Annotated in this window: 15 protein-coding genes; 13 read left to right on the forward strand and 2 right to left on the reverse strand. The window is 39.6% G+C overall.

The features are described 5' to 3' along the window. The first annotated feature begins 1 nt into the window (after position 1). From I6F54_RS11150 to I6F54_RS11185, 8 genes are read left to right on the forward strand one after another with little or no spacing between them, the layout of a single operon-like run. A complete protein-coding gene (locus tag I6F54_RS11150) occupies positions 2–2,209 on the forward strand; it encodes a chemotaxis protein CheA (protein WP_165721591.1) in 2,208 nt (735 codons plus the stop codon). 58 nt (positions 2,210–2,267) lie between these two features. Then, the gene (locus I6F54_RS11155; RefSeq protein ID WP_165721592.1) at positions 2,268–3,434 is read left to right on the forward strand and encodes a protein-glutamate methylesterase/protein-glutamine glutaminase; all 1,167 of its coding nucleotides are present in this window, start codon (positions 2,268–2,270) and stop codon (positions 3,432–3,434) included. Further along, the gene (locus I6F54_RS11160; protein WP_197141415.1) at positions 3,427–4,191 is read left to right on the forward strand and encodes a flagellar motor protein; all 765 of its coding nucleotides are present in this window, start codon (positions 3,427–3,429) and stop codon (positions 4,189–4,191) included. The genes I6F54_RS11155 and I6F54_RS11160 overlap by 8 nt, the downstream gene beginning before the upstream one ends. 1 nt (position 4,192) lies before the next feature. Next, the gene (locus I6F54_RS11165) at positions 4,193–5,152 is read left to right on the forward strand and encodes a flagellar motor protein MotB (RefSeq protein WP_197141417.1); all 960 of its coding nucleotides are present in this window, start codon (positions 4,193–4,195) and stop codon (positions 5,150–5,152) included. A 12-nt stretch (positions 5,153–5,164) separates the two neighbouring features. Then, the gene (locus I6F54_RS11170; RefSeq protein ID WP_007585827.1) at positions 5,165–5,935 is read left to right on the forward strand and encodes a ParA family protein; all 771 of its coding nucleotides are present in this window, start codon (positions 5,165–5,167) and stop codon (positions 5,933–5,935) included. 3 nt (positions 5,936–5,938) lie between these two features. Further along, positions 5,939–6,733, forward strand: a complete 795-nt coding sequence (locus I6F54_RS11175) for a chemotaxis protein CheW (RefSeq protein ID WP_165728703.1) — start codon at positions 5,939–5,941, stop codon at positions 6,731–6,733. A gap of 24 nt (positions 6,734–6,757) precedes the next feature. Then, on the forward strand, positions 6,758–7,255 hold the full coding sequence (locus tag I6F54_RS11180; RefSeq protein ID WP_002959294.1) for a chemotaxis protein CheW: 498 nt from the start codon (positions 6,758–6,760) through the stop codon (positions 7,253–7,255). Between the two features lie 17 nt (positions 7,256–7,272). Beyond that, positions 7,273–7,674, forward strand: coding sequence for a DUF2802 domain-containing protein (locus tag I6F54_RS11185; RefSeq protein ID WP_024589935.1), 402 nt, complete (start codon positions 7,273–7,275; stop codon positions 7,672–7,674). 31 nt (positions 7,675–7,705) lie between these two features. On the opposite strand, the gene I6F54_RS11190 is transcribed toward I6F54_RS11185, so the two are convergent. After that, positions 7,706–8,014, reverse strand: coding sequence for an EscU/YscU/HrcU family type III secretion system export apparatus switch protein (locus I6F54_RS11190; RefSeq protein WP_024589934.1), 309 nt, complete (start codon positions 8,012–8,014; stop codon positions 7,706–7,708). Between the two features lie 2 nt (positions 8,015–8,016). After that, positions 8,017–10,476: a flagellar hook-length control protein FliK gene (fliK, locus tag I6F54_RS11195; protein WP_197141419.1), complete on the reverse strand. Its 2,460-nt coding sequence runs from the start codon at positions 10,474–10,476 to the stop codon at positions 8,017–8,019. 113 nt (positions 10,477–10,589) lie between these two features. Here fliK and ccmA point away from each other — a divergent pair, with 113 nt between their 5' ends. The 5 genes from ccmA to ccmE are packed head-to-tail and all read left to right on the forward strand — an operon-like array spanning position 10,590 to position 13,315. Next, positions 10,590–11,210 (forward strand): cytochrome c biogenesis heme-transporting ATPase CcmA, encoded by a 621-nt coding sequence (gene ccmA, locus I6F54_RS11200; RefSeq protein ID WP_165728705.1) that lies wholly within the window; start codon positions 10,590–10,592, stop codon positions 11,208–11,210. Then, the gene (gene ccmB / locus I6F54_RS11205; protein ID WP_024608159.1) at positions 11,210–11,896 is read left to right on the forward strand and encodes a heme exporter protein CcmB; all 687 of its coding nucleotides are present in this window, start codon (positions 11,210–11,212) and stop codon (positions 11,894–11,896) included. The genes ccmA and ccmB overlap by 1 nt, the downstream gene beginning before the upstream one ends. Next, a complete protein-coding gene (locus I6F54_RS11210) occupies positions 11,896–12,633 on the forward strand; it encodes a heme ABC transporter permease (protein ID WP_197141421.1) in 738 nt (245 codons plus the stop codon). The genes ccmB and I6F54_RS11210 overlap by 1 nt, the downstream gene beginning before the upstream one ends. A 2-nt stretch (positions 12,634–12,635) precedes the next feature. Further along, positions 12,636–12,839: a heme exporter protein CcmD gene (gene ccmD, locus I6F54_RS11215; RefSeq protein WP_007585846.1), complete on the forward strand. Its 204-nt coding sequence runs from the start codon at positions 12,636–12,638 to the stop codon at positions 12,837–12,839. Then, entirely contained in the window at positions 12,836–13,315 is a 480-nt protein-coding gene (ccmE, locus tag I6F54_RS11220) for a cytochrome c maturation protein CcmE (RefSeq protein WP_007585848.1), read from the forward strand. Before ccmD ends, ccmE begins: the two co-directional genes overlap by 4 nt. Position 13,316 lies beyond the last annotated feature (1 nt).

Here is a 13,316-nt window from a genome sequence, read left to right on the forward strand (position 1 = left end):
CATGTTTGAAGTCGATGAAGATATTTTACAAGACTTTCTTGTAGAGGCAGGAGAAATCCTAGAGCTTTTATCTGAACAGTTAGTTGAACTGGAAAATAATCCAGAAGATACCGAGTTACTAAATGCCATATTTAGAGGCTTTCACACTGTAAAAGGTGGTGCAGGCTTTTTAGCTATGACAGAACTTGTTGATGCTTGCCACGGCGCTGAAAACGTATTTGATTTACTACGTCAAGGCGTGCGAACGGTCAATTCAGAGTTAATGGATGTTATTTTACAAGCGCTCGACACCATTAATGAAATGTTCGCGACTATCCAAAATAGGGATAAGCCAGAACCAGCAGATCCTGAGTTACTTCAAACCCTCCACATTTTGGGCCTACCTCCAACAGAAGCCGAGCTTAACGGAGTCGCTTCAGAAACTGACGTTGAACAACCTCTTGATGAAGTAGTTGATACGCCAATAGCTGATGAGGAAGATCCATTTGCATTTGATGAAATGTTTAGCGGAACTCCTTCGGTTAGTGATGCTGAAATAAACGAAATCACTGAAGATGAATTTGAAAACTTACTTGATGAACTACACGGTAAAGGACAAGGTCCTGCAGTTGAAAAGCCAGTAGCAAGTAGTAGTGATTTTAATGGTGATATTACTGATGATGAATTTGACAGCTTATTAGACGAGTTACATGGAGTTGGCAGTTTTGGTGAGGTTGCGAGTAAAGCACCTGAGCAAAGTAGTGTAGTTAAAGCACCTGTAGAACCAGCTAAACCAGCGTCAAATACTGCTAATTCATCAGATGATGAAATTAGTGATGATGAATTTGAAGCGCTTCTTGATGAACTTCATGGTAAAGGCACTGCACCTAAATCAATAGAAAGCACTCCAGCTGTGAAACAGCCCAATATCCCAGCTAAACCAGCTGCAAAAGCGAGTGTGCCTGTAAAAAAACCAGAACCTGTAAAAGCACCCGCTTCTAAACCGGTAGAAAAACCGGTTGCTAAAGCAGCGCCAGCAACGCCTAAAAAATCAGCGCCACCAGCAGCAGAGACGACAGTTCGCGTAGATACAAAACGACTTGACCAAATTATGAATATGGTTGGTGAGTTAGTACTTGTGCGAAATCGTTTGGTTAGTTTAGCGACCAATTCAGACAGTGAAGCAATGGGTAAAGCAATCTCTAACTTAGATGTAGTGACTGCTGATATTCAAGGCGCGGTTATGCAAACGCGAATGCAACCAATTAAAAAGGTATTTGGTCGTTTCCCTCGCGTAGTACGCGATTTAGCACGCAGCTTAAACAAAGACATTGACTTACAACTTGTAGGTGAAGAAACCGATTTAGATAAAAACTTAGTGGAAGCACTAGCCGATCCGCTTGTGCATTTAGTTCGAAACTCAGTTGACCACGGTATTGAAATGCCAGCTGTTCGTGAGGCTGCCGGTAAGCCTAGAACAGGTAATGTTACTTTATCAGCGTCTCAGGAAGGCGACCATATTTTGTTGACCATTAAAGATGATGGCGCTGGTATGGATGCTGAGAAACTGAAAAAAATAGCAATTAGTAAAGGCGTGCTCGATCACGATCAAGCGAGTCGACTTTCTGACACTGAAGCATACAACCTAATTTTTGCACCTGGCTTTTCTACAAAAGAAGAGATATCTGATATTTCAGGTCGTGGTGTTGGAATGGATGTGGTGAAAACTAAAATCACCCAATTAAACGGCTCTGTAAGTATTCAATCTGAGTTAGGTGTAGGTACTATTTTAGAGATAAAAGTACCACTTACCTTAGCCATATTACCGACCTTAATGGTAATTGTTGGCGCACAAACATTTGCGTTACCACTTGCAGGTGTTAGTGAAATATTCAACTTAGATTTAACGAAAACAAATGTGGTTGATGGGCAATTAACAATTATTGTGCGTAAAAAGGCAATACCGTTATTCTACCTCGAGCACTGGTTAGTTAAAGGCTCAGATCGTTCACAGCGAAAAGCAAAAGGCCATGTAGTTATTGTGCAAATTGGTACGCAGCAAATTGGTTTTGTTGTTGACTCATTAATTGGCCAAGAAGAAGTAGTGATTAAGCCGCTTGATGCGTTACTTCAAGGAACACCAGGTATGGCAGGTGCTACAATAACTTCGGATGGTGGCATTGCACTGATTTTAGACGTTCCAAACATGTTAAAACATTACGCAGGCTAATAATAAAGTAGGTATATATTTAATATATACCTACGCATAAATTTAATAAGAGAGCTAAATGGCCGTTAAAGTTTTAGTTGTTGATGATTCAAGCTTTTTTCGCCGCAGGGTAAGCGAAATTCTTGAGCAAGATAGCGACATACAAGTTATAGGCTTTGCTGTGAATGGCAGAGAAGCTGTTGAAAAAGCAGCTCAGCTACGTCCAGATATGATCACTATGGATGTCGAAATGCCTGTGCTTGATGGTATTAGCGCAGTTAAAGAGATAATGGCGAGTAATCCAACGCCTATCTTAATGTTTTCATCACTAACACGTGATGGCGCAACAGCAACGTTTGATGCGCTAGATGCTGGAGCAATGGATTTTTTACCGAAAAAATTTGAAGACATCGCTCGCAATAATGAAGACGCTATAAAGCTTTTACAAAATAAAGTGAAAGATATAGGGCGAAGACGTTTACCGCGAACGTTTAAGGCTGCAACACCACCTAAGCCAGTAATATCAACTAAACCGATAACAAGCTCACTTTCGCAAAGAACAAACACACTAACGCCTTCGATAAAACAACCCGATAGAAGCTTTCAAAGAGCAGCCCCTACAACATCGTCAGGTTCAAATATTGCCTCAATGCGAGCAAGTGGAAAGCAATACCAGCTTGTGGCTATTGGCACTTCTACAGGTGGCCCTGTTGCACTACAAACTATACTGACTCAATTGCCAGCTAATTTCCCTCACCCTATTTTACTTATTCAGCATATGCCTGCGGCTTTTACACCTGCTTTCGCAGCACGCTTAAATGGTCTGTGCCAAATAAAAGTGAAAGAAGCGCAACAAGGTGACCGCTTACAACCAGGAACGGCTTATCTAGCGCCTGGCGGACAGCAGATGATGGTAGAAGGGCGTGGTGCAAATAGAACACTGCGCGTATTTGAAGATCATAGCGAGAGAATAAGTTATAAACCGAGTGTAGATGTAACGTTTGCCAGTGCAGCAAAAACGTATCAAGGCGATGTGCTTGCTATTGTTTTAACAGGCATGGGCGCTGATGGACGTGACGGTGCAAGAATGTTAAAGCAAACGGGTGCAACTATTTGGGCACAGGATGAGAAAAGCTGTGTTGTTTATGGAATGCCTCAAGCCATTGCTAATGCGGGGCTTTCGAGTGAAAGCTTAGCATTAAGCGATGTTGCAGCACGTATCAAGAGAGAGGTAGGTTGTGGATAAACTCTCAATATTTGGACTATTTGTAGCACTGGGTGCAATAGGTCTAGGTTACTCTTTAGAAGGCGGCGTTGTTTCTGCTTTATTTAATGGTCCTGCCCTTATTATTGTATTAGGCGGCACGCTTGGCGCTGTTATGTTACAAACATCAGCAAGTACCTTTAAAAAAATGCTAAATATGAGCTCTTGGGTTTTTGTTGCGCCACAATATGATATTGAAGATGCAATAGAGCAAGTTAAGCGATGGTCTCATAAGGCACGTCAAGAAGGTTACTTAGCGCTTGAAAACGAAGCGCTAGCTCACCCAGATGCATATGCAGCAAAAGGTTTAAGCTTGCTTGTAGATGGCTGCTCAGAGCAAAAAATACGTGACACGCTTGAAATTGATTTACTGCTAGAACGCGATCGCTTGCTTGAAGCCGCATGTGTTTATGAAGCGATGGGGGGCTACAGTCCTACCATTGGTATTTTAGGTGCTGTGCTTGGTTTAATACAGGCAATGTCGTTTATTACCGATCCACAAATGCTTGGTGCAGGCGTTGCAACGGCATTTATCGCGACCATTTATGGTGTTGGTTTAGCTAATTTATTGTTTTTACCTATGGCAAATAAGTTAAAACAGCGTGTAGAGCAAAAAATGCTTTACCATGAAATGCTTGCCGAAGGTGTGATTGCGATAAGCGTTGGCGAAAGCCCAGTAAATATAGAATTAAAGCTTGAAGCCTACCGTGTAGAGCGTCCTAATTTAGTGGACGAATAACATGCTACGCCGACGACTTCGTCACTCTGCTCCAAAAAATCAACATACAGAGCGTTGGCTTGTATCGTATGCCGATTACATGACCATTATGTTTGCTTTTTTTGTGGTGCTGTATGCGATAGCGATCAACAAAGAAGAACAATTTCAAATATTGTCAGACTCCCTTGAACACGTTTTTGATAAATCTGCCCGCCAGCACTCCCAGCAAGGTGAGGGCGTCAATGGTAATGGAATATTGACTGATAGAGTGACACCTGAACAAGAAGTTCTTTATGGTGAAAGTATTTTAAAAGAAGAACAAGGTCCAGAGTTACTCGATGGTCAAAGTGATACAAGTAACATACAACAGAAATATTTAGGTAAACCACTTGATAGCTTACTTACTAAACTGCAGTCAGCGCTTATTGATGAAATTCGTGATGGAGAAGCCAGTTTAGAGCTTAATCAAGATTGGCTGATTATAGAGCTAAGCTCAGGTATGTTATTTTCAAGTGGTAGCTCAGTTGCACACTCTAGGGCAAAGCAAGTCGTCAAAATTGTTAAAGATATTATTGCTCCAGTAGATAACTATATTAGGGTGCGTGGCTATACTGATGATGAAAGTATTCGCAATGAAATATTTCGCTCAAATTGGGAACTCTCGGTTGCTAGAGCAACATCTATTTTAGTAGAGCTGGAAGCATTAGGTATTAACTCTGCCAGAATGGCGATAGAGGGTTATGGTCAATATTCACCTTTTGTAAGTAACGATACAGAACAAGGGCGAGCAGAAAATCGTAAAGTTGTTATTGCACTTTCTAAGTATGGTTTACCATCAATACAAGACATTAAAGGTGATGAACAAGCTGTTAAGCCAGTAGCGGAAGAGCCTGAAATTGAGCTCCCTTCAGATGACGATACAATAAAAATAATTCGTTTGCCTCATGGTGGTATTCGCATAACAACGCGCAATGAACAGTAATTAGGATGTAATGTGAAGATTTGGACTGTCGCAAATCAAAAAGGTGGTGTTGGTAAAACAACAACAGCAGTGAGCCTTGCTGGTATTTTAGCTTTGCAGGGTAAGCGTGTGTTGCTTATTGATACAGACCCTCATGCATCACTCACTTATTACTTTGGCATTGACTCAGAAGATTTGGAAGTCAGTGTATATGATATTTTTGCGCGTGGCACGAGCATGCAAAGTGAAGAGATACTTCAAGCTTTATGTCCATCAACACTTGAAAACCTAGATATTTTACCTGCAACAATGGCGATAGCCACGCTTGATAGAAGCATGGGTAATAAAACAGGTATGGGATTAATACTAAAAAAAGCGCTTGCAAAAATCAGTGAACATTACGATTATGCCATTTTAGATTGCCCCCCAGTTTTAGGGGTGTTAATGGTTAATGCGCTTGCAGCAAGTGAGCGAATTTTAGTGCCAGTGCAAACGGAATTTTTAGCACTGAAAGGGCTTGATAGAATGATGCGCACTATGGAATTAATGCAAACCTCTCAAGCGAAAGATTATCAATATACTATAATCCCTACTATGTATGATAAACGAACAAAAGCATCGTTAGAAGCATATAAAACACTGCAAAGTACGTATGGTGATAAAGTCTGGCCAGGTGTGATACCGGTAGATACTAAATTTAGAGATGCAAGCTTTGCGCAAAAAGTGCCTGTAGAGTATTGTCCTCGTTCGCGTGGTGTATACGCATATAAAGCACTGCTAGAATATTTAATTGAACAAGGTTAATGAATGAGTAAGCAATTATTTGCTAATGAAAAAGTAATGAAACAATACCTAGGGGCTTTGTTATGTGAAGACGAGCCTGTAGATAACCTTGAGCCAGTCGCAAAATTACTTGAGCAAATGCCACACGACTCGCAGCAAGAACATATTCATTTAAAACCAAAAGAACAGATAAAAGCGGCAGAAAAAATATTTGATCAAGATTTACTTAATTCTGAAATTAAGCCAATAGTTGAACCGATTTTTGAAGCCGCAAAAGTTAATAAAGCCATTGACGATGAAGTAATAGAGTCGATAAGTACGACTACAGAAGAACCAGAACCACAGATTATAACCACCAGCCAATCTGACTATTTTGATGGTGAATTTCAGGCATTATTTTTTGAAGTTGCTGGTTTAACATTGGCTGTGCCATTAAAAGCATTAGGCGGTATACATCAATTAGGTGAAGTAAATCATTTATTTGGTAAGCCAAAGTGGTTTAAAGGCGTTATGCTCAACAGAGAAGAAAAGCTTAATGTTGTTGATACTGCTCGTTGGGTAATGCCAGAAAAGTATGATGATAAATTAGAGGCGTCTTTAGATTATCAGTATTTAATTACCTTAGGTGATAGCCAGTGGGGCTTATTAGCTGAAAAGTTGATAAATAACATTACATTGAGTAAAGAAGATGTAAAATGGCGTACAAATAAAAGTAAGCGCCCATGGCTTGCTGGTGTTATAAAAGAAAAAATGTGTGCTTTAATAGATGTAGATAATTTAAATATATTATTAGAGAAAGGCTTAGATAGCCGTCAGTAGTAACGACCATTACGGGGTAATAGCATGAATCAAGATAAATTACTGTCAGCAAATAAAAACGCAGATAATAATGATGAAATTTTACAGTGGGTTACGTTTAAGCTAGAGGAAGAAACCTACGGCGTAAATGTAATGCAAGTACAAGAAATACTTCGTTATACAGAGATAGCCCCTGTACCAGGTGCACCTTCTTACGTTATTGGTATTATTAACTTACGCGGTAACGTTGTAACTGTTATTGATACTCGTGCACGTTTTGGTTTGTTAGCTGCTGATGCAACCGATAATTCTCGTATATTAATTATTGAAGCTGAAGAGCAAGTTATCGGCATTTTAGCCGACAGCGTATCTGAAGTCGTTTATTTACGCAGCTCTGAGATCGATAGTGCACCAAATGTTGGTACTGAAGAAAGTGCTAAGTTTATTCAAGGCGTTTGTAATCGTGATAATGAGCTACTGATTTTAGTCGATTTAAACAAGTTACTCAGCGATGATGAATGGGATGAGTTAAGCGATATATAAGCTTTACCAAATAAATTATGCTGTTACTTAGTATAGCTATATCAGCGTTAGCGGTAGGACTTATATCGCTTGCGCTAATAATTGCATTAAAAAACAAACAAGTGAATGAAGTTAATGCTGTATTACAGCAGCTTAAAGATAGCTCAGAGCAAACTCATATTTTGCGAAGTGAAATTTCAGAGCTTAGAACAGGGCTTTTAAGTATTGGTAAGCGAGTGCTTGAGGTTGAGCAACAAAATCAAGATTTAATACAACAACAAGCTGCGCAAAAATACGATGACCCTGATGCTAAAATTTACTCTCGTGCAGTAAAAATGGTTGAGTTAGGTGCGGACCTCGATGAGGTGATACGCGAATGCGAATTACCGCGAGCAGAAGCCGAATTACTATTTTCACTACATAAACAAAAAGGCGCTTAGCGCCTTTTTAGTTATAAGCGTGTAAATAATCTCACGCTTTAATATTTAACTTACCTTGAAAGTCTTGCCAGCCTGGCGGAAATTGACCTCTTAATACATACGAAAACGCAATAAGCTCTGCAATTACATAATAAAGCTCTTTAGGGATTTCTTCCCCTAAGCTTAAATGCGACAACGTTTTAGCAAGCGCTGCATCTTCGTGGATCATAATTCCTTTTAATTTTGCCGCTGCAATTATTTCGTCAGCTAACTCACCAAACCCTTTTACGCTTACAGTGGGGGTGTTGCCAGCTTCGTATAAAAGCCCAATGGCTGACTTATTAATAGGTGTATCACTCATTACTAAACCTTAATATTAATAATTGCATGAGATTTATAAAATGCCTGATTATTTGCATCGCCTCGCTTTAAGTTGAGCTCTCCAACCTGTAAACCATGCTTAGCTAGTTTGGATCTTAAATTATCTAAGTGAGGGTGAGCAATTGCGCTTACTTCTTGGCTTGAGGCTAATAGCTGGCAATCGAGTGCTTTATCCATTAACTCAGCGGTAATCTGTAATTGCCCAATCTGTGCATAATCAAAGTTTAGCCTGACAAACCATACATTTTTATCTTCTAATTTATCTGCGCTTGGCTTTTTATATTGCCCCAATGTTATTTCTGTTTGGGCGGCCTCAGGCGGCAATTTCATTGGTAATAAAAATTGTGCAAGCGGGTTTGTGTCTGGTTGTTGACTTGGTGTTGAAACACTTACTTGGGTAAGTGTGTTTTTAACTTGTACGATTTCGCTAGCCAATGCTTGAACTTGAGCTTGCTGCAGTTGCTCAAGTATTTTTGCTCCCGCGTTTCCTGTTTTAAAAGTAGGTATGAGTACTTGTAAAAGTGCATCTAAGCCAGTTTGGTTATTAAAGCTTATCGGTGTTACTGATTGGCTAATTATAGGGGCTGCTAAAATACTCACTGCAACTTGTTCAAGTCCTTTAGTGAAGCTACTTTGTAGTGTATCACCCGTTAATTGAGATGGTTGTAAGGTGGCTAATACTTCACGCTGTATGGTCGCAGGGTTAACATTATTACTTGAGACCATGCGATTAAATGCTTGGTTAATTAAGCGAGTTAAATCGGGCGTGTCTTTTGTTGCTCTATTTGTAATGTCAGTAATTTGACTACTTAAAAGCTGTTTGTTACCAGCTAATCTATCCGTAGGGATTGTGGTATCAGGAAGCTTTAATAATGTGCTTAATAGCTTTGCTTCTATTGGTTGTAGCATTTGACTACGAGAGGCAATATTAGATAACGGCTCTGCTAATGGGAGAATGTTTTTAATCGTGGCTGAGTTTGCACTGTTTTGATTGTTGCCGTTTATTACTGGTTGCACTGAAGAGGTTATTTGCCCTTTAGTAACAATTTCACTTGTAGGCTTAATTAACGTATCAACTTTACTGTTAGTACTAATATTCAGAGCACTCAATTGACTCGCGTTTAAATTACTTGGCTTAGCGCTCGCCACTCCATTTTGAGTAATATTATTTGGCGTTGGCGTTGGCGTGTTAGCTGTTGTTATATTTGTAGATGATTGCCAAACACTAACACTTCCTTTTATTTGCTGAGTTAATTGTACAAGTGGCGGAAGTCTTGAAAAGTGCTCTGGTAAAGTATTGCTCGTATTACTATTTAACGCAGTACTTACATTTTGGGTGATATTCACTCTATTCAACGGTGATACTGTTAATTGCATAACTAAGCTCGGCCTTTGTATCGCAGATGATGCAGACGGCGGCATTAACTCAGATTTATTTGCTGCTGCAAAGGGCTTACTTTCAAAATATTTAACTGCATCATTAATTCGCGTTTTTAAATCACTAAAGCTATTTTGTAGCCACGATTTTATTGGGCTATTAGGTGTAAGCAGTGGGCTTGCTTTAATAGTGGACGCAGAAAAAGGTATTTCAGGGACACTGCTTTTTTGAGCTAAAAGTAACTCGTTAAACGGTTTAGAAAATGAGTTATTAAGCGTCACTTTTATATTATTAGTATCGGTTTTAATAAGTAATTTATCAGCCTGATTTATTAAATTTACCTTAATGGGGGTATTGGGTAGTTCACTAACTTGTTGATTAGTAATAGGCGTTGTAAACGAACCTGACTTTTGAGGATGGGTCAAAATAGCTAGTTTAGGTGTTGCTTGAAGTTGCGCACTAGGTAATAAGGCCACGAGTAATTTAGTAAGTTTAGTTTGGCTAAGTGGTTGCGTATGAATTGTATCTGCAAAGCGATTAATAACATTAAGCTGTGCGCCTTTGTTAGTAGTACTAACAACTACTTTTAAAGGCTGCTCGGTTAAAAGTAACTGCGCTACGTCTTTATTTATGGCAATACTGGCGTTAAGTTTATCAATTACTAATTTTGGGGTAGGGGACATAACCACTTGTAAATCCATTGGTTGGCTTTGTACCTCAGTGCCCGTGCTTACATAATTTAATAAACGCTGTAATTGTACTGGTTGATTTAAAGTAAGGGTTGTAGTGTTTGGCGTGATGTTGAGCTGTTTGCCATCGGGATTAAGTTGTATGTTAGCACTGGCTATTTTTTGTAAATTTTGAGGTGCGCTTGTAGTGCCAAGTCTTAATGTCTGCCAATGTTTATCAATAAATACATCAAGCGTAATCGAGTCTTTCGAAAATTGAATGTTTTTAGCCGCAAGTACCTCATTAGGTAATTGCGATAACTCATTGGTTTGAGGGTTCGTCGATTGATTGATAACCAATGAATTAGATAATGTTATTTGCGTTGGCGTATTCATTATTTTAAATCAAGTTTTCTCTATTTTAAGTGAATCGATTTTAAAGCAATATTCGTATTACCCTATCATTATGGTAGACTAACGCCTAATTTTTGGCAGAGAGAATCGTCATCTTGTTACACATTAAGTCCGTCACCTGCATCAAGCAAGATCGTTGTTTGTTTGCGGATCTTAATTTTAGCCTTAATAGCGGTCAAATCATGCAATTAGCGGGCCCTAATGGGGCTGGTAAAACATCGCTATTGCGTATTATCGCAGGCTTTTCTGTGCCTGATGAAGGAGCTGTTTTATTTCAAGAACAGCCTATATCTAAGTATTACGAAGAGTATGCCAGAGAACTACTCTTTATAGGCCACAAAACAGGTGTAAATACTCAGCTTAGTGCCGTTGAAAATGTTCGTCATTGGTTACAAATTAATGGCTACATAAACCAGCCTGACTTGTATCCCATTTTAGCGCAACTTGGCCTTGTTGGACTTGAAGATGTACCGGTTAGAATGTTATCTGCTGGACAACAAAGACGTGTAGCTTTGGTTAGGCTTTGGTTAAGTGATTCTAAATTATGGGTACTTGATGAGCCATTTACCGCGCTTGATAAAAGCGGTGTTGCTTTTTTGCAGCACCGATTTACTGAACACTTACAAAGCGGTGGTGCTATTTTATTAACGACTCACCAAGACTTAACGACCCATTTTAGTAACTTGCAAACGGTTACACTGGAGTATCGTCACTAATGACTCGTCAACATTCTTATTGGTTGCTATTTAGTGCGGTATTTACCAAAGATGTAAAACTTGCGTTTCGCCAGCGCGCTGAAATTGTAAATCCTATTTTGTTCTTCTTAATTGTAATTTCATTATTTCCGTTAGCAATCGGGCCTGAGCCTGGTTTACTAGCGAGAATGGCACCGGGAATTATTTGGGTTGCCGCATTACTTTCTACCATGCTGGGCTTGGATAAACTGTTTAGAGATGATTTTAATGATGGCTCATTGGAGCAGTTAATTGCATCGTCTTACCCGTTATCGTTAACCGTACTTGCTAAAGTGGCTGCTCACTGGGTGGTAACAGGTTTACCGCTTGTATTAATGACGCCGCTATTTGCATTGTTGTTAAACCTAGAAAGTACGGCGTTAACAGCGACTGTTTTAACATTATTATTAGGCACTCCACTATTGAGCTTTATTGGCGCAATAGGCGCAGGGCTTACTGTAGGATTACAAAAAGGGGGTATTTTGATGAGTTTACTCGTACTGCCTTTGTATATTCCTGTTTTGATTTTTGCAACGTCGGCTATCGATACCAGCTCTATGTCGCTGGATTATAGTGGGCAGCTTGCCATCCTTGGTGCAATGTTACTTATTGCTATTATTAGCGCACCAATTGCCATATCGTCAGCTTTAAAAGTGAGTGTAAGTTAATGTGGAAGTGGTTACATCCCTATGCTAAAGCAGAGCGTGCATACCAGTTATGCAATACGTTACTGCCTTATTTTACCGTAGTTACTGTAGTTAGTATGATTGTTGGATGGGTATGGGGGCTTGGTTTTGCACCTGCCGATTACCAACAAAAAGACAGCTACCGTATCATTTTTATTCATGTTCCTTCCGCCATTTTATCTATGGGCGCTTACTCATCAATGGCTATTGCAGCTGTTGTTGCACTTGTATGGCAACTACGAAATGCCGAACTTGCCGTTATTGCTATAGCGCCTGTTGGTGCTTGTATTACAGCTATAGCGCTTATTACTGGCGCTGCATGGGGTAAACCTATGTGGGGTGCTTGGTGGGTATGGGATGCGCGTTTAACGTCGGAACTTATTTTATTATTTTTATATCTTGGCGTGCTTTCGCTTTATCATGCATTTGAAGATAAGAAGTCAGCAGGGCGTGCGGCTTCTATTTTAGCTATTGTGGGCGTAATCAACTTACCTATTATTCATTACTCAGTTGAGTGGTGGAATACGCTACACCAAGGCGCAAGCATTACAAAACTAGACACCAAAGCAATAGACCCAAGTATGTTTTGGCCACTTATGGTTAATATTTTAGCCTTTGCTGCTTTTGTAGGAACAGTAACTTTAATTCGTCTTAAAAATGAAATTTTGCAACGCGAAAAGCACCGACCGTGGGTGCGTTTGTTGTTAAATAAGGGGTAATTATGCAGTTTGACTCTTTTTCTGATTTTATTGCAATGGGAGGCTATGGGTTCTATATCTGGCTTTCTTTTGGTACATGCGCTCTTATTTTACTTGGTATTTTAGTGAACTCTTTAAGAGATACTAAACGTATTATGGCTTCAGTTGAGCAACAAATAATACGTGAAGCGCGAATTAAAAAAGCTAAACAGGAACAAGCCTCATGAATCCAAGACGTAAAAAGCGCCTATTGGTAATTATTGCCGTACTGTTTGGTATTGGTGGATCAATTGGTTTAGTGCTTTATGCACTTCAAGAAAATATTAATCTTTTTTATACGCCAAGCGAACTTATTGATGGCAAAGGGCCTAATAAAGAAAAACCATTCATTGGCCAAAAGCTACGTATTGGTGGCATGGTTGTACCAGGCACGGTTGAGCGTAATGAACAGAGCTTACAAGTAAGCTTTAAGCTAATTGATACAGGTCCATTAGTGACCGTGCGTTATCAAGGCATATTGCCAGACTTGTTTCGTGAGGGGCAAGGCATTGTAGCGCAGGGCGTATTAATCGAACCTAATGTTATTGAAGCATTTGAAGTACTTGCAAAGCATGACGAAGAATATATGCCAGCAGAAGTTGCAGAGGCAGTTAAAGGTATTAAGCACGAAAAACCAAAATACAACTTAGATAGTGGTAATTAGC

This window comes from Pseudoalteromonas sp. SWXJZ10B (assembly GCF_015864475.1).
Lineage (GTDB): Bacteria > Pseudomonadota > Gammaproteobacteria > Enterobacterales > Alteromonadaceae > Pseudoalteromonas > Pseudoalteromonas arctica.